The organism is Burkholderia ubonensis, from assembly GCF_902833085.1.
In the GTDB taxonomy this organism is placed as follows: Bacteria; Pseudomonadota; Gammaproteobacteria; order Burkholderiales; family Burkholderiaceae; genus Burkholderia; species Burkholderia ubonensis.
Genome location: NZ_CADFEB010000006.1, coordinates 134,574 through 157,908 on the forward strand (window position 1 = coordinate 134,574; position 23,335 = coordinate 157,908).

The window sequence follows — 23,335 nt, forward strand, 5'->3', positions numbered from 1 at the left end:
ACGCGGGGCGTTGATCGAGGTCAAGCACGCCGGCCGGGTTGGCGCGACCATTTGAATTGACGGGTCCGAACGCCCCGGCCGCGGCGCTTCACGCGCGGCGCAGGCGGCGTCTGACCGACACCGGTACGTTGCCGTGCCGAACGCACGGCGGGAGGTGAGTGAAATGCCAGCCCCACAGCCAAGGAGCGCGGTACAGGTCATTCTCAGGGAGCATCGGCAGCTGTCGACCGTCATCGCGGGCATGCAGCACTTCGTCGAGCGGCTCGCCGCCGGCGGGACGATGCCGGGGCTGATGGTGTTCCGGGCCATGCTGTATTACATCCGCGAGTACCCGGAGCAGATCCATCACCCGAACGAGGATCGGTATCTGTTTGCACGCCTGCGCCGCCGCACCCAGGCGCTGGACGAAGTCATCGACGAACTCGAGGCGCAACACGTGCAGGGCGAAGCGCTGCTGCGGAACATCGAGCATGAGCTGACGCGTTGCGAACAGGTCGGCGAATCGGCCTATCCGCAATTGCGCGCGGCGGTCGACGAATATGCCGCGTTCTACCTGAAGCACATGCACGTCGAAGAAGAGGTCATCCTGCCCGCGGCACGGCAATGGCTGACGGTGGAGGACTGGATCGAGCTCGACGACGCATTCGGCGCGAACCGGGATCCGTTCGAAGGCGAAAAGTTCGACGAGGATTTCGAGCGCCTGTATGCGCTGATCGTGCAGGTGATCCCGGAAGCGCAGGCGTGAGCGGCGGCGCGCGCCGCCCGCTCACGGCCGGCGCGCCCCCGGCTTCGCGAACGCGCCCCGCACCTCGAACCCGATCGCATCGGCGACGTTGCCGCGCGCATCGACGAGTTCGAGCCGATGCCGTCCCGGCCACGGCATCCACGCGACGCGGTCCGCGCGCCCGATCACCTTGTCGTCGAGCCGCCACGAAAACTTCGCCGCGTGGCCCGCGGTGCGCTCGAACCAGATCCGCTGGTTCTTCGGCGGAATGTCCGGATCGATCGCGAAGATCGTCCCGTCGGTCGGCGCGCCGATCGTCAGCGGCGCGCGCGGCCCGTCCTTGCCGGCCATGACGGGCGCGGCGAGCCGGATCGCATCGACCGCGGTGCCGGCGAGAAACCATTCGCCGCGCGCCGGCTCGAGATCGCGTTCGAACGTGATGCGGCGCTGCTCGACGCCGGCGGGCGGGCGCGGCGCGCGGCTCGCGAGATCGCGATGCAGGTAGCCGACGACCGCCGACCAGACCGGGGCCGCGCCGGTCACGCCCGAGATGTCCCACATCGGCGAGCCGTCCGCGTTGCCGACCCAGACGCCGACCGTGTAGCGCGACGTATACCCGACCGCCCAGTTGTCGCGCATGTCCTTGCTGGTGCCGGTCTTGACCGCCGAGAAGAAGCGCGTCGCGAGCGGGTTGTCGAAGCCGAACGTGCGCACGCGCGCGTTGTTGTCGGCGAGGATGTCGGTGACGACGAAGCTCGCCGCTTCGCTGAACACGCGCGTGCCGTCGGGTGCGCGCGCCGGCGTCGACGCCGAAGCCGACGAGGCCGGCGCCGTCAGGTCGACGGCCTTGCGCGCGACGCCGCCGTTCGCGAGCGCGCGATACGCGTTGGTCAGCGACAGCAGCGTGACGTCCGCGCTGCCGAGCGCGAGGCTGAAGCCGTAGTAGTCGCCTTCCTGCGCGAGCGGCAGCCCGAGCGCGGTCAGCGTGCGCGCGAAGCGGTGCGGCGTCACGAGCACGAGCGTGCGCACGGCCGGCACGTTGAGCGAGCCGCCGAGCGCGCTGCGCACGCTCACCCAGCCCTTGAAATCCTTGTCGTAGTTCTGCGGGATGTACAGGCCGCCGCCCGTGGCGAGGTTGATCGGCGCGTCGTCGAGCAGCGACGCGGCGGTCAGCCGCTTCTCGTCGATCGCCTGCGCATACAGGAACGGCTTGAGCGTCGAGCCGGCCTGGCGCGGCGCGAGCACGGCGTCGACGTCGCGCGCGCCCGACAGCGCGCCGGACGAGCCGACCCACGCGCGGATCTCGCCGCTCGCGTTGTCGATCACGACCACCGCGCCGTCCTGCACGTTGCGTCGGTGGGCAGGGGCGTTGAGCTCGGTCAGCGCGCGGGTCAGCGTGTCGCGCGCGAAGCGCTGCAGCGGTGCGTCGAGCGTCGAGCGGACCTGCGCGCCCGCGCCCGGCTTCACCTCGGCCGCGATGCGCCGCGCGAAATGCGGCGCGAGCGCCGCGCCGTCGTCGCGCGCGGTGCTCGCCGGGCGCGCGGTCACGAGCTGCACGTAGCCGTCGAGCGACGCGCACTGCTGCGCGGCGCGCATGTCGCGCAGGATGCGGCACGCGCGCTCGGCGACCCTCGCGGCGTTCGCGTTGGGCGCGCGCACCAGTGCGGCGGCGACCGCGGACTCGCGCACGTCGAGCCCGGACGGCGCCTTGCCGAACAGCACGCGCGACATCGCGTCGAGCCCGATCGTCTCGCCGCGGAACGGCACGAGGTTCAGGTAGGCCTCGAGGATCTGGTCCTTGCGCCAGCCGCGTTCGAGCAGCAGCGCGTTCATCGCCTGGGTGGCCTTCTGCGGCAGCGAGCGCTGGCCCGAGCGGCGCGGCGAATCGCCGAGCAGGCCGGCGAGCTGCATCGTCACGGTCGACGCGCCGCGCGTGCGCTCGTTCCACAGGTTGCCCCAGGCGGCGCCCGCGATGCCGCGCCAGTCGACGCCGCTATGTTCGTAGAAGCGCCGGTCCTCGGACACGACGATCGCCTCGCGGAACGCGGGCGACACGTCGCCGAGCGCGACCCAGTCGCCGCGCCGTTCGGCGAGGTCGACGCGGGTGCGCTGCAGCGGCGTGCCGTCGCGCGCGAGCAGCACCCAGTCGGAACTGCGCCAGCGGTGGCGCACGTCGTCGTAGGACGGCAGCGCGTGCGCGACGAGCGGGGCCGCGAGCAGCGCGGCGATGAAGAGGCGGCCGGCAGCACCGGTAATCTGCGACGGCCGCGGTGAAGCGAATCCCTTCATCGCGCGTTCACGGCTTGCCGGCGTCGGCCGGCTTGACCGTCATCGGCGGATTCGGCCACAGCCCGTACACCGACGGCGCGTACAGCGCCTCGACGCGCGTCGGCGGCAGCCCGAACGTGCCGACGTTGTTCAGCCGCACCGTGTATTCGACCGACAGCTTGCCCTTCGGCAGATAGTCGTAATACGCGCGATAGCCGTCGAAGTCGCGTTCGATGAAGGCGGGCCACGCGCCGTCGGCCGTCTTCTCGCCCTGCGTCGCCGCTTCGGAGTCGCGGCCGAGGCCGGAGCCGAGGATCGTCGCGCCGGCCGGAACCGGATCGTTGACGACCACCCACGTCATGTCGCTCTGCGCGTCGATGTCGAGGTGCACCCGCACCACGTCGCCGCGCGTCAGCACGCCCTTGACCGCAGGGGACACGGGCGTGACCGTCTTCGTGATCCGGTAGCCGGCCGCGAACGGCGCGCGCAGCGGCACCGCGGCGAGGCTTTCGATCGTCGCCCACGGGCGGCCCGTGCCGTTCTGCACGACGCTGAGCGTGCCCGGCTGGGCCGCGCGCGGCCACGGCAGCATCACGCTGCGCGCGGCGGCGGCACGCGTCGCCGGGGTCGCCGACGCCGGCGCGGTCGATGCGGCCGGAGCTGCCGATGCAGCCGGCGACGACGACCACGCGATCGACCGCTCGTCGCCGCCGAGCGTCACCTTCGTCGTGCCGCTGACGGGCGTGCTTTCGTAGACGCGCGAGAAACGCTCGACCGCGAGCAGGCCGAGCGCGTTCGACGTCGTCGTCTGCCATGCGCCGCGCTGCTGCAGCGCGAGCAGGCCGGACGTCACGCGCGGCATCTCGTCCTTCCAGGCCGGGTCGCCCGCGAATTCCAGCGCGAGCCGCGCGGCGTTGGTCTCGTTGCTCGTCATCAGCCACCACAGGTCGTCGTCGCGCGCGGTCGAGAACACGAGCTGCGTGCCCTGGTAGGTGAGCCGCGCGCGCAGGATCTGCTCGACCTGCGCACGTTTCTCGTCGCGCTGCGGGATGTCCTTCACGCGCGTCAGGATCGCGTGATAGTCGATCACCGCCGACGTCGGCCACTGGTTCGGCGCGATTTCGATCGAGCCGAGCATCCGGCCCTGCGCCGCGCCGTAGCGCGACAGCGCCTCGATCGCGGCGAGCTTGCGCAGGTCGCGGTCCTGGCGGGGCGCCCACGTGTCGCGCTGGATGCGGCCTTCGACGAAGCGCCCGAGCCCGGCTTCGAGCTGCGCGCGCACGTCTTCGGGCAGCGCGAAGCGCGGGTCGAGACGGCTCGCTTCATCCGACAGTACGAGCAGGTACGACGTGAGCGTCGGGCTGCCGTAGTGCGAATCGTCGGATCGCGGCGGGAAATAGCTCGCGAGCCCGTCGCTGTCCAGATAAACCGGCATGCGCGCGGTCAGCGCCTGCCATTGCGCGGCGTCGCGCAGCCCGATCGCGCGCGACGCCTGCTGTTCGAGGCAGCGGTACGGGTAGCGCTCGAACCAGCGCCGCACGCCCGGCAGGCCGTCGGCCAGCTTCGACTGCAGCGACACGGCGATGCCGCCGCGCGGCGCGCCTTGCGCATTCGTCGCCGCGCCGGCCGGCGCGGCGACGGGCAGCGCGAGCGTGCCGTCGACCTGCGCGAGCGTCGCCTGCTGCACGGTGACCGGCAGCGCGGGCACGACCTTCTGCACGACCGCGAGCGCGTCGGCCGCGCGTGCGCCGCCTTGCTCGGTGGCCTCGATGCGCCAGTTCAGCGCGCCGGCCGCGTCGAGCGCCTGCTCGGGCACGGTGATCGTCCACGCAGCTTCGCCGGCGCTGTTCGGTGCGAGGGAAAGGGTTTGCGGCGCAACGTCGAGGCCCGTTACGCGAGGCGTGACGACGACCCGCATCGTGCGCTCGGTCGTATTGCGCAGCGTGACCTGCGCGCGGAACGCATCGCCTTCGCGCACCAGCGGCGGCAGGCCGGAGATGAGCTGCAGGTCCTGCGTGCTGCGGATCGACGTGCTGCCGGTGCCGAAGCGGTCGGGGCCGACCGCCGCGATCGCGACGATCCGGAAGCGGGTCAGCGCATCGTTGAGCGGCACCTCGACGCTCGCGCTGCCGTTCGCGTCGAGCGTCACGCGCGGGTTCCACAGCAGCAGCGTGTCGAACAGCTCGCGGGTCGGCGCGCTGCCGCCGCCGCCGCCCGCCGGCACGGCCTTGCGGCCGAAGTGGCGGCGGCCGACGATCTCCATCTGCGCGGTGGCGGTCTCGACGCCGTACGCGCGCCGCCGCAGCATCGCGTCGAGCAGGTCCCAGCTGTTGTTGGGCATCAGTTCCAGCAGCGCCTCGTCGACGGCCGCGATCGCGACCTGCGTGCCGGCCGGCGCGGGCCGGCCGCCCGGCAGCGTGACCTTCACGTGCGCCTGCGCCTTGCCGCGCACGGTGTAGCGGGTCGCGTCGGTCGTGACCGTCACGCCGAGCCGGTGCGCGCCCGTGCCGACCTTGATCTCGCCGAGGCCGTAGCGGAACGCGGGTTTCGACAGGTCGACGAACGCGGTCGGCGCTTCATAGTGACGGCCTTCGCGCCAGAATGCGCGCGCCCATTCGAGCGGCGCCTTCCAGCCCCACGTGAAGAACGAGTACCACGGTACCTCGCGGATCCGGCCGCGCAGCGCGAGCACCGACACATAGACGTTCGGCCCCCACGTGTCGCCGACCTTCAGGTCGACGGTCGGGTTCTTGCCGTTCAGCTCGACGATGTGCGTCTCCATCACGCCGCCGCGCTCGACCGCGACGAGCGCGGTCGCATAGCGGAACGGCATGCGCACCTGAAAGCGGGCGGTTTCGCCCGGTTCGTACGAAGTCTTCTCCGGAATCACGTCGATCCGGTCGGTGTTGTCGCCGCCGAACCAGAGCTCGTCCTCGCGCGTGACCCACACCGACGTCGACGCGTTCGACGTGCGGCCGTCGCCGTCCTTCGCGACCGCGATCAGCTGCACGTTGCCGGCCTGTTCGAGCGTCGCGTCGCACGACATGCGGCCCTTGTCGTCGGTCTTGCCCGAGCACAGCACGCCGAGGTCGCGCGTGTCGCTCTGGTTGTCGTACGCGTAGAAGCCGCCGACCATGCGCTTGCGCGACGTGGTCGTGATGCGCGCGACGCCCTTGATCTCGATCGGCACCGACGCGCGCGGCTTGCCCTGCAGGTCGACCGCGAGCGCCTGCACGGGCACCCGCTGGCCGACCGACACCCAGCGGCCCGCCTTGATGCCGGCGACCACCGCGGCCGGCCACAGCATCGCGTCGCCGCGGATCGTCTGGACCTCGCCGTTCGGATCGGCGAAGGTCGCCTCGAGCGCGATGCGCTTCGGCGCATCGACGGCCGGCAGCCCCTTGAGCGTGACCGAGCCCGCGCCGTTGTGGTCGAGCGTCAGCGGCAGCTTGTCGGCGATCAGCTTGCTCGCGTCGGGGTCGCTGCTCGCGCTGCCCGATGCGTTGTCGCCGTCCTGCTCGTCGTCGGCGGCCGTTTCGCCGCCGGTCTCGGGGCGGTACGGCGAGAAGCTGAACTCGGAATAGGTCTCGGCGAACGGCGGCGACGCCCATTTCATCAGCGCCGACACCTGCACCGGCAGGTTCGACGCGCCGCCGCCCGACACGTAGTCGATCTGCACCGCGAGCGGCGCTTCCTTCGCGGCGATGAGCGGGCTCTTCTGCGCGTCGCGCGCGCCGATCGTGCCCTTGAGGACGGGCAGGCGGAACGCCTCGACCCGGAAGCTGCCGCTGTAGTAGCTGGCGGTCGGCTCATCCTCGGGGCCGCCTTCGAGCGCGACGCTGTATTCGCCGAGCTTCGCGGCGGCCGGCAGCGTGAAGCGGGTGTCGGCGCTATGGTCGGCGGCCCAGGTGAGCGGCAGCTTGTACGTCTGCCCGGAGCCGAGATGGCGGATCGTCACGCGGGTCGGGTATTGCGACGGGAACGCGAGGCTCTGCAGCGTCTCCCGGCGCAGGAAGTGCTTCATCGACACGGTTTCGCCCGCGCGCAGCAGCGTGCGGTCGAACACGGTGTGCGCGCGCAGGGTCGGCTCGCTGCCCGTGTCGGTCGGCACGTTGAAGCGCCACGCCTCGATGCCGCGGTTCCAGTTCGAGCTGACGAACGCCATGTCGGGGCCGGTCTTCGGATCGTCGACGCGGGCCGACACGAAGTAGTCGTCGAAGCGCTCCGACGTCCGGCATTCGTGCTTCGGCTCGAACTGCCCGTCGATCTTCAGCAGGCCCTGCGCGTCGGTCTTGCCGGCGGCGATCTCGTCGCCGTTGCAGTCGGACACGCGCACCTGCGCGTTCGGCACCGGCTTGCCCTTGTCGAGCGTGGTGACCCACACGAGGCTGTTCTCGCGGCCCTGCTTCAGGTGCACGCCGAGATTGGTGACGAGCACCGCGGTGCGCACGTACATGCTCGACGGCTTCGCGAGCAGCGAGCGGCCGAGCGCCGGCGACGCGAGTTCGAGCACGTAGAAGCCGGGCTTGTCGATCGGCACGCCGACGGTCTCGAACGGGCGCAGCGTCTTCGGATCGGCCTTCGGCAGCGTCATCGTCTGGACGCCGGACTCGCCCTTGAGCAGCGACAGCGAACGCACGTCGATGCGGCGGTCCTTCGGCGCGGGCTGGCGCTCGCCGGCCGCGAGCGGCACGTAGACGGGATGCTGCCCGCGGCGCCGGAGCAGGCCGGGAACCTGCTCGTCGATCCCCTCGACGCTCATCGACCAGTTGTCGAAACGCTCGACGAGCCGAATCCACTGGCGGATCGACGTGTCGTTCTCGACCTTCAGGTTCGCGAACTGCGCGCCGCCGGCGTTGAGCCCCGCGATGTGCAGGTCGGCTTCGACGTTGCGCAGCGTGACCGGCACGAGCGCCGGCATGCCGGGCTCGGCGAAGCGCTCGACGATGCCGAAGGTGCCCGACGAGAATTTCGCGAGCGGCGGCATCGGCGCGGTGCGCGTCGCGAGCGGGAACAGGTCGGCGTTGCTCAGCGTGCGCGCGGTGACGTCGCGCAGGCCCGACGGCAGCTCGATCGTCAGCGCGGCTTGCTCGGGCAGCGGCGGGTTGAACGTGACGGTCGTCACTTCCTCGCTCTTGTCGTCCGCCGCGAAGTTCGGCGCCTGCGAGCCGTCGGGGCCGCGCAGCCGGATCGCCTCGGCGTGCTTGCGCGAGATCGGTGCATTGAACGACAGGGTGAGCGGCCGCAGCGGCGTGCACGGCGCCTTCGCGTTTTCGCGTTCGCACGAGAAGCTCGCGGCGAACGGCGCGCGCACGGTGAAATCGAAGCGCCGCTCGGTGTCGTTCGCGATGCCGCTCGGGCTGGCGACGCCCTTGCCGTAGACGAGCTGCATCTTCGCGCTCGACGGCAGCGCCTGCGCGCACGACAGCGTGAGCACCCGCGCGGCGTCCTGCTTCAGGTCGAAGTGATCGAGCAGCGCGCGGCGCGTGTCCGCATCGGCGTTCGCGACGGGGATGCGGTTGCCGATGCCGGCCGCCTCGCACCAGATATTCGCGAGCGCCGAGCGCGCTTCGGCGGGGCCGTTCAGCTTGATCACGAACACCTGCCGCTCCTCGATCTCGCGCGAGCCGGGCCGCACCGACACCGGGAACGGGCCGCCCGTCTGGAACGTGAAGCGGCGCGGGCCGCTGGCCGCGTTGCCGGCGACCGAGCGCAGCCCGTCGTTGAGCGCGACCGCGCAGCGCACGCCGGGCGGCAGGTCGTTCTCGAAGTCGTAGACCCAGGTCTTGTCGTCGAGCCAGCGGCCCGTGCCGCGCCCCGCGACGGAATCGTTGCAGGTCATGCGCGCGGGATTCGGCGCGGACGCCGAGCCGAACGCGACCATCGGTTCGTCGAACTTGACGACGGCCTGCCGCACCTCGGCGACGGTGCCTTGCGGCGACACGCTCACCGTGCGCGCGGCGCCGGCCTGCAGTGACAGCGCCGCGGCGGCCCCGAGTGCCGCGACGGCGCCGGTGCGCCAGAGCCATCGCGTGATGGTTTGAAAGGTTGGTTTGTGCTTGTTGTCGTCGCGCTGCTTCATCGCTCGATTGCCCTCGGAGGGAAGCTTTCTGTTTGATCGGACGCGATTCTAACCGACCGGCATGACCATCCCTCCGTCCGACGGATGTCGCCGTCGCGCGACGCGAGGCGAGGGCATCGCGGATTTGTCGCGCCGTCGACACAAAAATCCAGCGAAATTTCGATTGCGTCGGAATGCGGAATATTTAATGGACTATAAAAAGATTGTCCGATCCGATTTGTGCGCGTACATTTCAGGCCCGCGCCAAAGTTTGAGAAATATCAAGACTGGTTTTCCCGAATCTGGCGTCAGAGAGAAGAAAGCATGCACAACGACAACACCCCCCACTCGCGTCGCGCAGGCGACGCCGCCGCCGGCCTTACGCGGCGCCAATGGCTGCAGGGCGCGCTCGCGCTGACTGCCGCGGGCCTCGCCGGCTCGCTCGCGCTGAAGGCGCTGGCCGACAACCCGGCCGCCGCGCCGCTCGACACCTTCATGACGCTGTCCGAATCGCTGACCGGCAAGCCACGCCTGAATCGCGTGATCGGCGAGCGCCTGCTGCAGGCGCTGCAGAAGGGCTCGTTCAAGACGGCCGACAGCCTGCCGCAACTTGCCGGCGCGCTGTCCGCGGGCACGCTGAGCCCCGAGCAGGAGAAGCTCGCGCTCGCGATTCTCGAAGCGTGGTATCTCGGCGTCGTCGACAACGTCGTGATTACTTACGAAGAAGCACTAATGTTCGGCGTTGTGTCGGATACGCTCGTGATCCGCTCGTATTGCCCCAACAAACCCGGCTTCTGGGCCGACAAACCGATCGAGAGGCAAGCCTGATGGCCGATACACAACAAGCCGACGTCGTGGTCGTCGGGTCGGGCGTCGCGGGCGCGATCGTCGCGCACCAGCTCGCGATGGCGGGCAAGTCGGTGATCCTGCTGGAAGCCGGCCCGCGCATGCCGCGCTGGGAAATCGTCGAGCGCTTCCGCAACCAGGCGGACAAGATGGACTTCATGGCGCCGTACCCGTCGAGCTCGTGGGCGCCGCATCCGGAATACGGCCCGCCGAACGACTACCTGATCCTGAAGGGCGAGCACAAGTTCAACTCGCAGTACATCCGCGCGGTGGGCGGCACGACGTGGCACTGGGCCGCGTCCGCGTGGCGCTTCATCCCGAACGACTTCAAGATGAAGACCGTGTACGGCGTCGGCCGCGACTGGCCGATCCAGTACGACGATCTCGAGCACTACTACCAGCGCGCCGAGGAAGAGCTCGGCGTGTGGGGCCCGGGCCCCGAGGAAGACCTGTACTCGCCGCGCAAGGCGCCGTATCCGATGCCGCCGCTGCCGCTGTCGTACAACGAGAAGACGATCAAGACCGCGCTCAACAACCACGATCCGAAATTCCACGTGGTGACCGAGCCGGTCGCGCGCAACAGCCGCCCGTACGACGGCCGGCCGACCTGTTGCGGCAACAACAACTGCATGCCGATCTGCCCGATCGGCGCGATGTACAACGGCATCGTGCACGTCGAGAAGGCCGAGCAGGCCGGCGCGAAGCTGATCGAGAACGCGGTCGTCTACAAGCTGGAAACCGGCGCGAACAAGCGCATCACGGCGGCGATCTACAAGGACAAGACGGGCGCCGACCACCGCGTCGAAGGCAAATACTTCGTGATCGCGGCGAACGGCATCGAGACGCCGAAGATCCTGCTGATGTCCGCGAACCGCGATTTCCCGAACGGCGTCGCGAACAGCTCCGACATGGTCGGCCGCAACCTGATGGACCACCCGGGCACGGGCGTGTCGTTCTATGCGAGCGAGAAGCTGTGGCCGGGCCGCGGCCCGCAGGAAATGACGTCGCTGATCGGCTTCCGCGACGGCCCGTTCCGCGCGACCGAGGCGGCGAAGAAGATCCACCTGTCGAACATTTCGCGGGTCGACCAGGAAACGCAGAAGATCTTCAAGGCCGGCAAGCTGCTGAAGCACGACGAGCTCGATGCGCAGATCCGCGACCGCTCCGCGCGCTACGTGCAGTTCGACTGCTTCCACGAGATCCTGCCGCAGCCGGAGAACCGCATCGTGCCGAGCAAGACGGCCACCGACGCGATCGGCATCCCGCGCCCCGAGATCACCTATGCGATCGACGACTACGTGAAGCGCGGCGCCGTGCATACGCGCGAGGTCTACGCGACCGCCGCGCAGGTGCTGGGCGGTACGGACGTCGTGTTCAACGACGAATTCGCGCCGAACAACCACATCACCGGCGCGACGATCATGGGCGCGGATGCGCGCGACTCGGTCGTCGACAAGGACTGCCGCACGTTCGACCATCCGAACCTGTTCATTTCGAGCAGTGCAACGATGCCGACCGTCGGCACGGTGAACGTGACGCTGACGATCGCGGCGCTCGCGCTGCGGATGTCCGACCAGCTGAAGAAGGAAGTCTGACCGTGCTGAAACAATCTCTCTCCTTCCTCCTGGCCGGCTGCCTCGCGTTGCCCGGCCTGGCCCGCGCGGCCGACGCCGCCGACGCGGCGCTCGTCAAGCGCGGCGAATACCTCGCGGTCGCGGGCGACTGCATGGCCTGCCATACCACGAAGGGCGGCAAGCCGTTCGCGGGCGGCCTCGGGATGCCGGTGCCGCTGCTCGGCAAGATCTACACGAGCAACATCACGCCCGACGCGGACACCGGCATCGGCAGCTGGAGCTACGACGACTTCGAGCGCGCGGTGCGCCGCGGCGTGTCGAAGAACGGCGACAACCTGTATCCGGCGATGCCGTACGTGTCGTACGCGAAGGTCAGCGACGACGACGTGAAGGCGCTGTACGCGTACTTCATGCACGGCGTGGAACCCGTCAAGCAGGCGCCGCCGAAGAACGAGATCCCCGCGCTGCTCAGCATGCGCTGGCCGCTGAAGATCTGGAACTGGCTGTTCCTGAAGGACGGCGCGTACCAGCCGAAGCCGTCGCAGAGCGTCGAATGGAACCGCGGCGCGTATCTCGTGCAGGGCCTCGCGCACTGCAGCACGTGCCACACGCCGCGCGGCATCGCGATGCAGGAGAAGTCGCTCGACGAGACGGGCGGCAGCTTCCTGTCGGGCTCGGTGCTGGCGGGCTGGGACGGCTACAACATCACGTCGGACCAGAACGCGGGGATCGGCGGCTGGACGCAGGAGCAGCTCGTCCGGTACCTGCGCACCGGCAGCGTGCCGGGCGTCGCGCAGGCGGCCGGCCCGATGGCCGAGGCGGTCGAGCACAGCTTCTCGAAGATGACCGACGCGGACGTCGGTGCGATCGCGACGTACATCCGCACCGTGCCGGCGGTGGCCGACAGCGGCGCCAAGCAGCCGCGTTACACGTGGGGCAAGCCCGCCGAGGACGGCCTGCGCCTGCGCGGCGTCGCGCTCGCGTCGTCGGGCATCGACCCGGCGCGCCTGTATCTCGGCAACTGCGCGAGTTGCCACCAGATGCAGGGCAAGGGCACGCCGGACGGCTACTATCCGTCGCTGTTCCACAACTCGACGGTGGGCGCGCCGAATCCGACCAACCTCGTGCAGGTGATCCTGGACGGCGTGCAGCGCAAGGCCGGCAGCGAGGACGTCGGGATGCCCGCGTTCCGCCACGAGCTGTCGGATGCGCAGATCGCCGCGCTCGCGAACTACCTGACCGGGCAGTTCGGCAATCCGGCCGCGAAAGTGACCGAGCAGGACGTCGCGAAGGCGCGCTGAGCGGCGCGCGACGGCCGCACCAGCACTATCTCGAGAGGAGGGCGCGCAGCGCATCGGGCGGCGGCTCGATGCAAGGTGGTTGCAGATCGGGACGGGCGGTGCGCGTCGCCGCCCGTCCTGGTTCATTGACACGCCGATGCGCGCGCCGCGCATCGCATTCGTTGAATTCGTTGATCGACACCATGACATCGAGACAATCCTTTCTCGCGTCCCAGCGCGATGCGCTGCTGTTGCTTGCCCGCATCCTGATCGTTATCCTGTTCATCCTGTTCGGCTGGCCGAAGCTCGTGCATTTTTCCGGCACGATCGCGTACATGGGCAGCGCGGGCGCCCCGGCGCCGATCATCTCGGCGGCGATTGCCGTCGTGATGGAGCTGCTCGTCGGCATCGCGCTGCTCGTCGGCTTCTACACGCGTCCGCTCGCGCTGCTGCTGGCGCTCTATACGGTCGGCACCGCGTTCATCGGCCATCACTACTGGACGATGACGGGCGGCGAACAGATGGACAACATGATTCATTTCTACAAGAACATCGCGATCACCGGCGGTTTGCTCGCGCTTTGCGCGGCCGGCCCCGGGCGTTTTTCGATCGATCGCGGCTGACCGGGTGCGCGCATGGGGCGCGCGTCGTCGGGTCGAGATTCCGAGGGGGCAATATCTTGCAATTCAAACACATCGCATTGCTGATGGCGGCGGCCGTGCCCGCCGCCGTGAGCGCGCAGACGAGCGTGACGCTGTACGGCCGCGTCGACGGCGGCGTCGAATACCTGAACCACATCGCGACGCCGAACGGCAGCAAGTCGCGCTTCAGCGCCGAGGGCGGCGACTGGGGCACCAGCATGTTCGGCCTGAAGGGCGTCGAGGATCTCGGCGGCGGGCTGTCGACGGTCTTCAACCTGGAGACCGCATTCCAGGTGATGAACGGCACGACGGGCGGCGGGCGGATGTGGTCGCGGCGCGCGTACGTCGGCCTGAAGAGCAATACGTGGGGCCAGCTGCAGGCCGGCCGCAACCTGTTCATCGACAGCGACGGCGTGTGGGAATTCGATCCGTTCGTCCAGCAGGCGTTTTCGTCGGCATCGCTCGTGCGCGGCCGCAACTGGCAGCAGACCAGCAACAACATCGAATATCACAGCCCGGTGATCGGCGGTTTCGACGTGCAGGCGCAGTACGCGTTCGGCAACCAGTCGCGCGGCTTCAACTACGGTGCGCCGGGCGACTTCGGCCGCTCCGACGGGATCATGATCTCGTACCACTCGCCGCTGCTCGACGTGCGCGGGATGTATGACGAACTGCGCGACAGCAACGGCAAGTTCAGCAACATCTTCTCGAGCTCGCGCGAATATTTCGTCGGCGCGAACGTGAAGGTGTCGCAGTTCAAGATCCAGGGCGCGTATACGCATTACCAGGCGCCGGACAGCCCCGCGGGCGTCCCCGATCGCGCCGATCACTACTGGCTCGGCGCGACCTGGACCGCGAATCCGCAATGGGCGGTGACGGGCGGCGGCTACTACGTGAAGGTCGGCGACGGCAATAGCGATGCGTCGCACGATCCGTCGGGCCACGCGATGATGTACGTGCTCGGCACGACGTACAACCTGTCGAAGCGCACGTTCCTGTACGGCACCGTCGCCTATGTGCGCAACGGCGGCAATTCGAACTTCTCGCTGCTGGCGACGCCGCGCGACGCGACGCCGAACACGAGCCCGATGGCGGGCGAGTCGCAGACGGGCGCGTATGTCGGGATGATGCATACGTTCTGAGCGGCACAATCCGACGAACGACGCCCGTCTGATGCAGGGTGTCGTTCCCGTTGCATGCGAAAGAACTAGTGCGAAAACCCGGAGGCCGTTTCGCTGAGGCGCTTGCCCTTGGTTTCGGGGGCGAGCCATTGCGACACGCCGGCACCGACAGCGGCGATGCCTGCGGCTATCAGTATGGTCACCGAGGGGCCGAGATTGACCATGGACCACGGCATCAGGAACGTACCGAGGCCGGCCCCGATCCGGCTGAAGGCGGCGGCGAAACCCGTCCCGATCCCGCGGATCTCGGTCGGAAATACCTCGCCCGGGTAGATGCAGGTCAGCGTGCCGCAGCCTGCGTTGAAGAACGAGAACGCGAGGAACAGGCCCAGCACGACCATTCCGGGCGCATCCGCCCATATGCCCAGAATCGCGAGGATCACGGTGATGATCCACTGCGGCGGCACCGTCAGCACACGGCGGCCGGCCTTGTCGATCAGCAGGACCGTGGCCACACTTCCGGCCAAAGCAACGGCGGACAGTCCGACGCCTCCGGCGAGGCCGCCGCCGAGACCGAATTTCTGCAGCACACTATCGGCGAACGTGGCGATCGCGAAGTACGGCGTGACGACACAGAAAAAGAACAGTGACACGAACAGCGTGGCTCGCCAGTACTGACGGGAGAACAGCATCGCGAAGCCGGCGCCCGAATGGGCGCCTTCCTGCTCCACGTCGGCCATGTCGGAGGCGCTTTCCATATACTGATGCGCGATGGCGCGCGCCTGATCGGTGCGGCGTTTGCTCCACAGCCAGCGAGGCGATTCAGGCATGCCAAGCCGGCCGAGGAACAACGCCACCGCGAGGAAGGTGCTGGTGCCGAGGATGTTCCGCCAGCCGAGGTCCGTATACCGATCCAGCAGGTAGCCCACGACGAAGGCGACCATGAAGCCCGCATACCACGCGATGAGGGTAAGGCCCATCAGCCGCCCACGGATCCGGGATGGAGAGAATTCCGACAGCAGCGGCCAACCGACGGAGTATTCCGCGCCGATCGCGATGCCCATCAGCAGCCGTACCACGAACAGTTGCAGCGGTGCCGTGATGAAGAGCTGCATGGAGCCGACGAAGAACTGCATGGCCGATGCGATCACGAACAGCCCCATGTCGAGCATGAACAGCGGTTTGCGGCCGAACTTGTCGCCAGCCCATCCGCCCAACGGCGAGCCGACCAGGATTCCGAACAGCGCGCCGGCCGCGATCAGGCCTTCCCAGACCGGCGATATGCCGAGCTCGGCGGTCATCTTGCCGGACACCGGGCCGACGATTCCGAGGATGTAACCGTCCAGAAACGTACCGCCGGTAAGAACGAGGATCATTCGAAGCATGAAGCGACGTTTGAACGATGAGGATTTCTTATCGCCAATCGCTACGGCGGAAACGGCAGCTTCGTTTTCTAACGAGGTCATGTGGATCTCCTTTTCGCCGCGACGATAGGTCGTCGAGTGCAGTTTCGGTTGATCGTGACGTCGGCCACGGAAACGTGCGGGTTCGCAGGCCGCTTTGTCGCGACGTTGTGCTGCCAATGTCTCAATTGACACCTCCTGAAATTGCGCGTTGTAACGGCAGATGGAAAAGCGAATTGATGCAGACGCGCGCCGCCCCGGCGCGGGACACCAGCAGGCACGGGGGCGCGGTAGTGCTGCGCATGTCGCAGGCGATGATCGAGACCGGCCGCGCGGCATTACGTCGAGTCTATGGATGGGATCGAAGCCGCATCATTCGTCATGCGCGCGGAAATTGGCCGTAAACGACCCCCGGGCGCGAACGTTCCATTTCCTGTCGGCAGGATGCAAGTGCGCGTCGCATTTCGTACCTTCGGCCGTGACGCCGGCATAACGCCAGGTCGCATTTATTTTTGTGATTTGGGTCGAAGCGGTGCGAAGGTGGTGCAGCAGCGGCGGGAGCAGGAATTCGGGGGCTGGACTTGGGCGACGCGCGCTTCAGCAGAGGGAGGGGGGAATCTGGTTGATGAAGCGCGTCGCATAGGCGCCCATCTCAAAAACAGGTGGACACCCATGCTCCCCGATCAGAGCGCCGTTGGGTAGAGAGTTTGTATGCAGGCGGGATGCTTGATTTCTACACGACAATCAATCAAGCGACTTCCCGGCCTTCTCATCCATGCACCGCAGTGCGAGCAGCGTCAGCACCCCGCAGCCGATCGCATACCACGCAGGCGCGTTCGGATCGCCGGTCGCCGCGATCAGCCACGTGGCGAAGAACTGCGCGAAGCCGCCGAAGATCGCGACGCCGACGCTGTACACGAGCGCGCCGCCGGTCGCCCGCACCGCGCGCGGGAACAGTTCGCCGAGCATCGCGGCGGTCGCGCCGACGTTGATCGAATGCACGACGGACAGCGCCGCGATGATCGACAGCAGCGATGCGGCGCCCGGCCAGCGGTTCAGCGCGACGAACGCGGGATAGATCGCGAGCATCAACGCGATGCGGGTCCACCAGGTGATCCGGTTGCGCCCGAACACGTCCGACAGATAGCCGCCGAGCGGCGTCACGACCATCATGATCGCGCCCGCGACGCAGCCGGCCGTCATCGACAGCCAGCTCGGCAGGTGCAGCACCCGTACGCCGTAGATCGCCATGTAGAACACGATGATGTAGTGGATCGACGTGCCGCCGATCGTCACGCCGAGCCCCGCGAACACGGCCTTGCCGTGATGGCGCAGCACGTCCGCGAGCGGCAGCGACGCGATTTTTTCCTTCGGCGCGCTCGCCGCTGCCGGCACTTCCTCGACGGTGCGGCGCAGCCAGTAGCCGATCGGCACGAACAGCGTGCCGATCACGAACGGCACGCGCCAGCCCCAGCTTTCGAGCTGCGCGGCGGAGAGCATCGACGTCAGCGCGACGCCGGTCAGCGCACCCGCGAGCGCGGCGAGGCCCTGGCTCGAGAACTGGAACGACGCGTAGAACCCGCGGCGGTGCTGCGGCGCCTGTTCGAGCAGCAGCGTCGTCGACGCGCCGACCTCGCCGCCCGACGCGAAACCCTGCAGCAGGCGTGCGGCCACGAGCAGCAAGGGCGCGGCGATGCCGATCTGCGCGTAGGTCGGCGCGACCGCGATCGTCGCGGTGCCGAGCGCCATCAGCAGCAGCGTCGCGATCATCGCCTTCTTGCGGCCGACGCGATCCGCGTACATGCCGATCACGAGGCCGCCGAGCGGGCGCGTGACGAAGCCGACGCCGAAGCTCGCCACCGCGAGCATCAGCTGGCCGAACGACGATTGCACCGGAAAGAACAGCTTGCCGATCAGGATCGCGAAGAAGCTGTAGACGGTGAAGTCGTAGAACTCGAGCGCATTGCCGACCGCGGCGGCGGCGATCAGGCGGCGCTTTTGCGCGGCGGCGCGCGCGTCGGCCGGCGCGCCGGCGAGAGAAAGAGCGGACGTTTCCATGCAATTCCCCGATGTGAGCGAGAGCGCGTGATGAAGGGCAGTCAGGCCGCGAGCCAGGCTTCGGCCAGGTGGACCCAGTAGCTCGCGCCGATCGCGAGGATGTCGTCGTTGAAGTCGTAGCCGGGGTTGTGCACCATGCAGCCGCCCTTGCTGCCGGTGCCGTTGCCGATGAACGCGTAGCAGCCGGGGCGCGCTTCGAGCATGTACGCGAAATCCTCGCTGCCCATCAGCGGCGCCGTGTCGGCGTCGACGCGTTCCGCGCCGAGCATCCGGCGCGCGACGTCGGTCGCGAACGCGGTCGGTTCCGGATGATTGACGAGCACCGGGTAGCCGTAGCTGTAGTCGACCTCGGCCGTCACGCCGAAACTCTCGGCCTGGCCCTTCGCGAGTGCGTTGATGCGGCGCGCGAGCAGCGCGCGCACGTCCGCGTCCAGCGCGCGCACCGACAGTTTCATCACGACCGTCTCGGGAATGACGTTGAACGTCTCGCCGGCCTGCACGCTGCCGACCGTGATCACGGCCGCCTGCTGCGCGTCGATCTCGCGCGCGACGATCGTCTGCAGCGCGACCATGATGCTGCCCGCCGCCGACATCGGGTCGCGCGCGAAGTGCGGCATCGCGCCGTGGCCGCCGACGCCGCGCAGCGTGATCGTCACGCGGTCGGCGGACGCCATCGCCGCGCCCGTGCGGAACGCCATGTCGCCTGCAGGGCGGCCCGGCATGTTGTGGATCGCGAAGATCGCGTCGCACGGGAAGCGGTCGAACAGGCCGTCGTCCATCATCGCCTGCGCGCCGCCGAAGTTCTCCTCGGCCGGCTGGAAGATCAGGTTCAGCGTGCCGGAAAACCGGCGCGTCGCCGCGAGGTGCCGCGCCGCGCACAGCAGCATCGCGGTGTGGCCGTCGTGGCCGCACGCATGCATCTTGTTCGCGTGGCGGCTCGCGTACGGCAGGCCCGTCGTCTCGGCGATCGGCAGCGCGTCCATGTCGGCGCGCAGGCCGATCGTGCGCGTGCCTTGCCCTTCGCGCAGCACGCCGACGACGCCCGTCTTGCCGAGGCCGCGATGAACCTCGTAGCCCCAGCCGGCGAGCAGCTCGGCGACGAGATCGCTCGTCAGCGTTTCCTCGAACGCCAGCTCGGGATGGGCGTGGATGCGGCGGCGCACGTCGATCAGGTCGGGCGCGATCGCGGCGATGCCGGGGATGACGGGGTTCGCAGGCTGCATGGTGTCTCCGAAGGGGCGTTTGACGTACATATGACGTCGAAGCATATAAATTTCTGTCGCTTACCAGAAGCTGATAAATTGCTTCGGTGCTCACCGCAGGTTGCCGCTAGGGAACACCCTGAGATCGGGTGCCGGGCCCGGTGTCCGGGTTTCCACGGATCACGCATCACCATGAAATATCACCAGTTGAAAGCGTTCGTCACCGTCGCGGACGAGGGCAGCATCCGCGCGGCGGCGCGCCGCCTCAACGTGTCGCCGGCCGCGCTGACCAAGGCGGTCAAGGAGCTGGAGCATGCGCTCGGCGTGTCGCTCGTGGTGCGCACCGCGCGCGGCGTGCAGTTGACCGGCTTCGGCCAGCAGCTCCAGGTGCGTGCGCGGCTGATCGTCGCCGAGATGCAGCGGGCGCGCGACGACATCGAGCAGGCGCAGGGCGCGACGACGGGCTCGGTGGCGGCGGCCATCACGCCGGCCGCGGCGGTGACGATCCTGCCCGACGCGTTCCGCGCGTTCCGGCGGCGTTTTCCGGTCGCGCGCGTGAGTTTCATCGAAGGTTTCCCGGGCGTCGCGCTGCCGCGCCTGCACGACGGCTCGCTCGATTTTGCGGTGGCGGTGGTCGTGCCCGAGCTGCTGGCGGCGGAGTTCGATCACGCGGAGCTGTATGCGAGCCGCTCGCTGATCGTCGCGCGCAACGGGCATCCGCTCGCGTCGGCGACGTCGCTCGCCGAGCTCGTCGACGCCGACTGGCTGATGAACCCGTCGCCGGAAAGCTCCACGCAGGCGCTGTTCAACTGCTTCGTCGCGCACGGCTTGCCGGTGCCGTCGCGCATCGTCGAGTGCCCGAGCTTCGGGCTCGCGCACAGCCTGATGACGGGCTCCGACCTGCTCGCGTCGATGCCGGAGCAACTGCTCGATGCCGACTGGGCGCGCGACCGGCTCGTGGTGCTGCCGATCCGCGACCGGCTGCCTGCCGTGTCGGTGCAGGTGGTGACGCGCCGCGACAGCCCGCTCACGCCGGCCGCATCGATGCTGCTCGATTGCCTGCGCGATTCGGCGCGCAGGCAAGGGCTGCGGTGATCGGGACGTTCACGGGTCGAACGCGTTTTTGCAAGCTGTCCTGAGCATTGGGGCCGCGTGATGAACGGCGCAATTTCCGTGCGCGGCCGGCGAGCCGGTATCATAGCGGCCGGCCGGCGCAGCCGGCCGATCTCCAATCCATCGCCAACTTTCAGATTCAGCAACCAGAGGCGTTACATGACCAGTGCAACCCAATTCGACAACGTGTCGGTCGTCAAGCGTGCCAATGTCTACTTCGACGGCAAGTGCGTATCGCACACCGTGCTGTTTCCGGACGGCACGCGCAAGACGCTCGGCGTGATCCTGCCGTGCGCGCTCAACTTCGGCACGGACGCGCCCGAATTGATGGAAGTGCAGGCCGGCAAGTGCCGCGTGAAGCTCGACGGCAGCGACGCATGGCAGACCTACGGCGCGGGCGAGTCGTTCTCGGTGCCGGGCAAGAGCCGTTTCGACATCGAAGTGCTCGAAACGCTCGACTACGTCTGCAGCTATCTCTGACGACGTCGGCGCGCATGGCGCGCCGCCGGCCGTTCAACGAAAAAGCCCCGCGATTGCGGGGCTCGTCGTTTGGCGGGCCGGGCCGTGCGAGGCCGTTCGCCGGACGCGTTACAGGCAGGCGTTGATGTCGCCTGCGGCATCGGCGCCCGCACCGCTGCCGGCACGGAAGCCGACCCACGTCTTCGCGCCTGCGGTCTGGGCCGGTCGCACCAGCGCGGCGGCGCCGTTCGGCGGCTGCTGGCCCGGCGCGTAGACGTCGGTCGCGAGGCCGTTCGCGAGCACGTACTGCGAGACGACCTGTTGCTGGGATTTGTCTGCCCAGGTCTTCGCGATGCACGCCGAGACTTCCTGAGCGGGTTTCTGGCTTTGTCCCACGTTTTGCACGGCAGGCGACGGATCGGCCGCGTGAGCGGAAATTGCGATAGTCAGTGCGATGAGCGGTAAGTATTTCACGTTATCTCCCTCGGGTCGTGATTGATTGAGTGGGATGCGCAGCAGAACTGCATAAGTGAGATCGCGCCGCGCGGATCGGGTTCAAGCAATTCCGCAACAAGTTGTTAACGCGCTTGCCAAACGGATGATCCGGTGCGCCGCGTGGTCGTCTCGCTGCCCGAGCGTGGGATGGGTGAAGGGTCGCCGCGTGCGGCATTCGTGCGAATGCCGCGCGTCGACTCGTTATCGTGGGATGGATGGTGGTAGGCCCCGTCGCATGGAGCCCATGATGACAAACTTTCGCAGATCGAACTGTCAAGCAAGTTCAAATGCAACGGCTCAACCGGCCTTGCGCGCGTTGGCCGGCACGATCGGGCGGAAGCGCTCGCGCTTGTGTTCGTCGTCGAAGTGCTGGAGCGCCGGCTTGATCAGGTCGCTGCGCGACACGATGCCGGTCATGCGCAGCGATTGCGCGTCGTCGACGACCGGCAGCCGCTCGAGGCCGTGCACCGCGAGACGCGTCGCGACGAGGCGGCACGTTTCATGCGCGAGTGCGACCACGGGCGCGCGATCGGCCAGCACGTCCGCGATCGGCGTGCCGGGCGCGCGGCTCGCGCGCTGCGCGTCGAGCAGCGCGCGATCGACGACGCCGAGCAGGCGGCCGTCCTGCACGACCGGATACGCGCGGTGCGTCTGCCGCGTACCGAAGAACGTTGCATCGACCTCCGCGAGCGGCGTCGCAGCATCGATCGCGACGATCGCATCGGCGCGCGTCATCACTTCGGCGACGTCGTGCCGCTCGAGCGGATCGACGCCGTATTCGCGATAGATGTGATAGCCGCGGCGCGCGATCTTCTCGGTCATGATCGAACGCTTCATTACCACGGTCGCGAAGCCGTGCGCGACGAGCGTCGCCGCGAGCAGCGGCAGCAGCGCGTTGGCGTCGTGCGTGAGGCCGAACGCGAACACGATCGCCGTCAGCGGCGCGCCGAGCGTGGCGCCGAGCGTCGCGGCCATGCAGACGAGCGGCCACAGCGCCGGGTCGCCGCCCGGCAGCATCGGCGCGAGCACGGCGCCGAGCCCCGCGCCGAGCATCAGCAGCGGCGCGAGCACGCCGCCCGACGTGCCGGAGCCGAGCGCGATCACCCACATCACCGCCTTGACGACCAGCAGCGCGAGCGCGACCTGCAGCGCGATGTGCTGATGCAGCAGGTCGCCGATCACGTCGTAGCCGACGCCGAGCGCGCGCGGCTGCAGCCAGCCGCCGACGCCGGTCACGATCGCGCCGAGCGCGGGCCACCACATCCAGTGCACGGGCAGCTTCGCGAACGCGTCCTCGACGCGGTAGAGCGCGGCCGACAGCCCGCACGCGAGCATCCCGGACAGCAGGCCCGCGACCACGCACGACAGCAGCGCGACCGGCGACGGCGCGGCGGTCGTCAGCGGAAACAGCGGCTCGACGCCGAACAACACCGCGCGCGCGAAGCCGGCGACCGCGCACGCGAGCGCGACCGGCAGGAAGCTGCGCGGGCGCCATTCGAACAGCAGCAGCTCGACCGCGAGCAGCACCGCGGCGACCGGCGTGCCGAACACGGCGGTCATGCCGGCCGCCGCGCCTGCGACGAGCAGCGTCTTGCGCTCCGCGGCGGTGACCTTCACGCACTGCGCGATCAGCGAGCCGAGCGCGCCGCCCGTCATGATGATCGGCCCCTCGGCGCCGAACGGGCCGCCGCTGCCGATCACGACGCCGGACGACAGCGGCTTGAGCACCGCGACCTTCGGCGACATGCGGCTCTTGCCGAACAGGATCGCCTCGATCGCCTCGGGGATGCCGTGGCCGCGGATCTTTTCCGAACCGAAGCGCGCCATCATCCCGACGATCAGCCCGCCGATCACCGGCACCGCGATCACCCACGCGCCGAGCGTGTTGCCGGCCGGCGAATGGTCGGCGAACGAGAACCGCTGGAAGAAGAACAGGTTCGTGAACAGGTGGATCAGGCTCAACAGCACGAACGCCGCGAGCGTGCTGAGCACGCCGATCACGGCGGCGAGCAGCGCTATCCTGGGCAGGCGGTCGTTGGTCGCGAAATCGCGTTTGTGCGGGGCGTTCATCGTGTCGGGCGTCGAAGTCA

General features: G+C 68.7%; 16 protein-coding genes. 8 read left to right on the forward strand and 8 right to left on the reverse strand.

Annotation, left to right across the window (positions count from 1 at the left end; translation table 11 throughout):
* Positions 1 to 163 precede the first annotated feature (163 nt).
* The gene (locus HWX31_RS17880; RefSeq protein ID WP_174959712.1) at positions 164 to 745 is read left to right on the forward strand and encodes a hemerythrin domain-containing protein; all 582 of its coding nucleotides are present in this window, start codon (positions 164 to 166) and stop codon (positions 743 to 745) included.
* Between the two features lie 21 nt (positions 746 to 766).
* Here the strand turns inward: HWX31_RS17880 and pbpC are convergent, their stop codons facing one another.
* Together pbpC and HWX31_RS17890 are read right to left on the reverse strand one after the other, a co-directional pair.
* Entirely contained in the window at positions 767 to 3,013 is a 2,247-nt protein-coding gene (gene pbpC / locus HWX31_RS17885) for a penicillin-binding protein 1C (protein WP_174959708.1), read from the reverse strand.
* Between the two features lie 7 nt (positions 3,014 to 3,020).
* Positions 3,021 to 9,074, reverse strand: coding sequence for an alpha-2-macroglobulin family protein (locus tag HWX31_RS17890; protein WP_174959706.1), 6,054 nt, complete (start codon positions 9,072 to 9,074; stop codon positions 3,021 to 3,023).
* A gap of 303 nt (positions 9,075 to 9,377) precedes the next feature.
* On the opposite strand from HWX31_RS17890, the gene HWX31_RS17895 reads away from it, so the two are divergent.
* Genes HWX31_RS17895 through HWX31_RS17905 form a run of 3 tightly spaced genes read left to right on the forward strand, consistent with a single transcriptional unit; the run spans position 9,378 to position 12,774 of the window.
* Positions 9,378 to 9,881, forward strand: a complete 504-nt coding sequence (locus HWX31_RS17895) for a sugar dehydrogenase complex small subunit (RefSeq protein WP_174959704.1) — start codon at positions 9,378 to 9,380, stop codon at positions 9,879 to 9,881.
* On the forward strand, positions 9,881 to 11,494 hold the full coding sequence (locus HWX31_RS17900; protein ID WP_174959702.1) for a GMC family oxidoreductase: 1,614 nt from the start codon (positions 9,881 to 9,883) through the stop codon (positions 11,492 to 11,494). Before HWX31_RS17895 ends, HWX31_RS17900 begins: the two co-directional genes overlap by 1 nt.
* Before the next feature lie 2 nt (positions 11,495 to 11,496).
* A complete protein-coding gene (locus tag HWX31_RS17905; RefSeq protein ID WP_174959699.1) occupies positions 11,497 to 12,774 on the forward strand; it encodes a c-type cytochrome in 1,278 nt (425 codons plus the stop codon).
* Positions 12,775 to 12,799: 25 nt separating this feature from the next.
* Here the strand turns inward: HWX31_RS17905 and HWX31_RS17910 are convergent, their stop codons facing one another.
* Positions 12,800 to 12,958: a hypothetical protein gene (locus HWX31_RS17910; protein ID WP_174959697.1), complete on the reverse strand. Its 159-nt coding sequence runs from the start codon at positions 12,956 to 12,958 to the stop codon at positions 12,800 to 12,802.
* On the opposite strand from HWX31_RS17910, the gene HWX31_RS17915 reads away from it, so the two are divergent.
* The gene (locus tag HWX31_RS17915; protein ID WP_174959695.1) at positions 12,957 to 13,376 is read left to right on the forward strand and encodes a DoxX family protein; all 420 of its coding nucleotides are present in this window, start codon (positions 12,957 to 12,959) and stop codon (positions 13,374 to 13,376) included. The genes HWX31_RS17910 and HWX31_RS17915 overlap by 2 nt on opposite strands.
* Positions 13,377 to 13,459: 83 nt before the next feature.
* Positions 13,460 to 14,536: a porin gene (locus HWX31_RS17920; protein WP_415493717.1), complete on the forward strand. Its 1,077-nt coding sequence runs from the start codon at positions 13,460 to 13,462 to the stop codon at positions 14,534 to 14,536.
* A gap of 65 nt (positions 14,537 to 14,601) precedes the next feature.
* On the opposite strand, the gene HWX31_RS17925 is transcribed toward HWX31_RS17920, so the two are convergent.
* The 3 genes from HWX31_RS17925 to HWX31_RS17935 form a co-directional block, all read right to left on the reverse strand.
* A complete protein-coding gene (locus tag HWX31_RS17925; RefSeq protein WP_174959690.1) occupies positions 14,602 to 15,981 on the reverse strand; it encodes an MFS transporter in 1,380 nt (459 codons plus the stop codon).
* Between the two features lie 681 nt (positions 15,982 to 16,662).
* Positions 16,663 to 17,976 (reverse strand): MFS transporter, encoded by a 1,314-nt coding sequence (locus HWX31_RS17930; RefSeq protein ID WP_174959688.1) that lies wholly within the window; start codon positions 17,974 to 17,976, stop codon positions 16,663 to 16,665.
* Between the two features lie 41 nt (positions 17,977 to 18,017).
* Positions 18,018 to 19,199: a M20 aminoacylase family protein gene (locus HWX31_RS17935; protein ID WP_174959686.1), complete on the reverse strand. Its 1,182-nt coding sequence runs from the start codon at positions 19,197 to 19,199 to the stop codon at positions 18,018 to 18,020.
* Between the two features lie 171 nt (positions 19,200 to 19,370).
* Between HWX31_RS17935 and HWX31_RS17940 the strand changes: the two genes are divergently transcribed.
* Positions 19,371 to 20,273, forward strand: coding sequence for a LysR substrate-binding domain-containing protein (locus HWX31_RS17940; protein ID WP_010089720.1), 903 nt, complete (start codon positions 19,371 to 19,373; stop codon positions 20,271 to 20,273).
* A gap of 177 nt (positions 20,274 to 20,450) precedes the next feature.
* On the forward strand, positions 20,451 to 20,771 hold the full coding sequence (gene ppnP, locus HWX31_RS17945; protein WP_010089719.1) for a pyrimidine/purine nucleoside phosphorylase: 321 nt from the start codon (positions 20,451 to 20,453) through the stop codon (positions 20,769 to 20,771).
* A gap of 108 nt (positions 20,772 to 20,879) precedes the next feature.
* Here ppnP and HWX31_RS17950 read toward each other — a convergent pair whose 3' ends face one another.
* Positions 20,880 to 21,224 carry a hypothetical protein gene (locus HWX31_RS17950; protein WP_029226202.1) on the reverse strand — a complete coding sequence of 115 codons (345 nt, stop codon included), beginning with the start codon at positions 21,222 to 21,224 and terminating at the stop codon, positions 20,880 to 20,882.
* Between the two features lie 318 nt (positions 21,225 to 21,542).
* Complete coding sequence (locus HWX31_RS17955) at positions 21,543 to 23,315, reverse strand: chloride channel protein (RefSeq protein WP_174959684.1); 1,773 nt, start codon at positions 23,313 to 23,315, stop codon at positions 21,543 to 21,545.
* Between the last annotated feature and the right edge of the window lie 20 nt (positions 23,316 to 23,335).

Coding starts and splice junctions, on each gene's coding strand:
- HWX31_RS17880 (WP_174959712.1), top strand. CDS start 164: ATGCCAGCCCCACAGCCAAGGAGCGCGGTACAGGTCATTCTCAGGGAG.
- pbpC (WP_174959708.1), bottom strand. CDS start 3,013: ATGAAGGGATTCGCTTCACCGCGGCCGTCGCAGATTACCGGTGCTGCC.
- HWX31_RS17890 (WP_174959706.1), bottom strand. CDS start 9,074: ATGAAGCAGCGCGACGACAACAAGCACAAACCAACCTTTCAAACCATC.
- HWX31_RS17895 (WP_174959704.1), top strand. CDS start 9,378: ATGCACAACGACAACACCCCCCACTCGCGTCGCGCAGGCGACGCCGCC.
- HWX31_RS17900 (WP_174959702.1), top strand. CDS start 9,881: ATGGCCGATACACAACAAGCCGACGTCGTGGTCGTCGGGTCGGGCGTC.
- HWX31_RS17915 (WP_174959695.1), top strand. CDS start 12,957: ATGACATCGAGACAATCCTTTCTCGCGTCCCAGCGCGATGCGCTGCTG.
- HWX31_RS17910 (WP_174959697.1), bottom strand. CDS start 12,958: ATGGTGTCGATCAACGAATTCAACGAATGCGATGCGCGGCGCGCGCAT.
- HWX31_RS17920 (WP_415493717.1), top strand. CDS start 13,460: ATGGCGGCGGCCGTGCCCGCCGCCGTGAGCGCGCAGACGAGCGTGACG.
- HWX31_RS17925 (WP_174959690.1), bottom strand. CDS start 15,981: ATGACCTCGTTAGAAAACGAAGCTGCCGTTTCCGCCGTAGCGATTGGC.
- HWX31_RS17930 (WP_174959688.1), bottom strand. CDS start 17,976: ATGGAAACGTCCGCTCTTTCTCTCGCCGGCGCGCCGGCCGACGCGCGC.
- HWX31_RS17935 (WP_174959686.1), bottom strand. CDS start 19,199: ATGCAGCCTGCGAACCCCGTCATCCCCGGCATCGCCGCGATCGCGCCC.
- HWX31_RS17940 (WP_010089720.1), top strand. CDS start 19,371: ATGAAATATCACCAGTTGAAAGCGTTCGTCACCGTCGCGGACGAGGGC.
- ppnP (WP_010089719.1), top strand. CDS start 20,451: ATGACCAGTGCAACCCAATTCGACAACGTGTCGGTCGTCAAGCGTGCC.
- HWX31_RS17955 (WP_174959684.1), bottom strand. CDS start 23,315: ATGAACGCCCCGCACAAACGCGATTTCGCGACCAACGACCGCCTGCCC.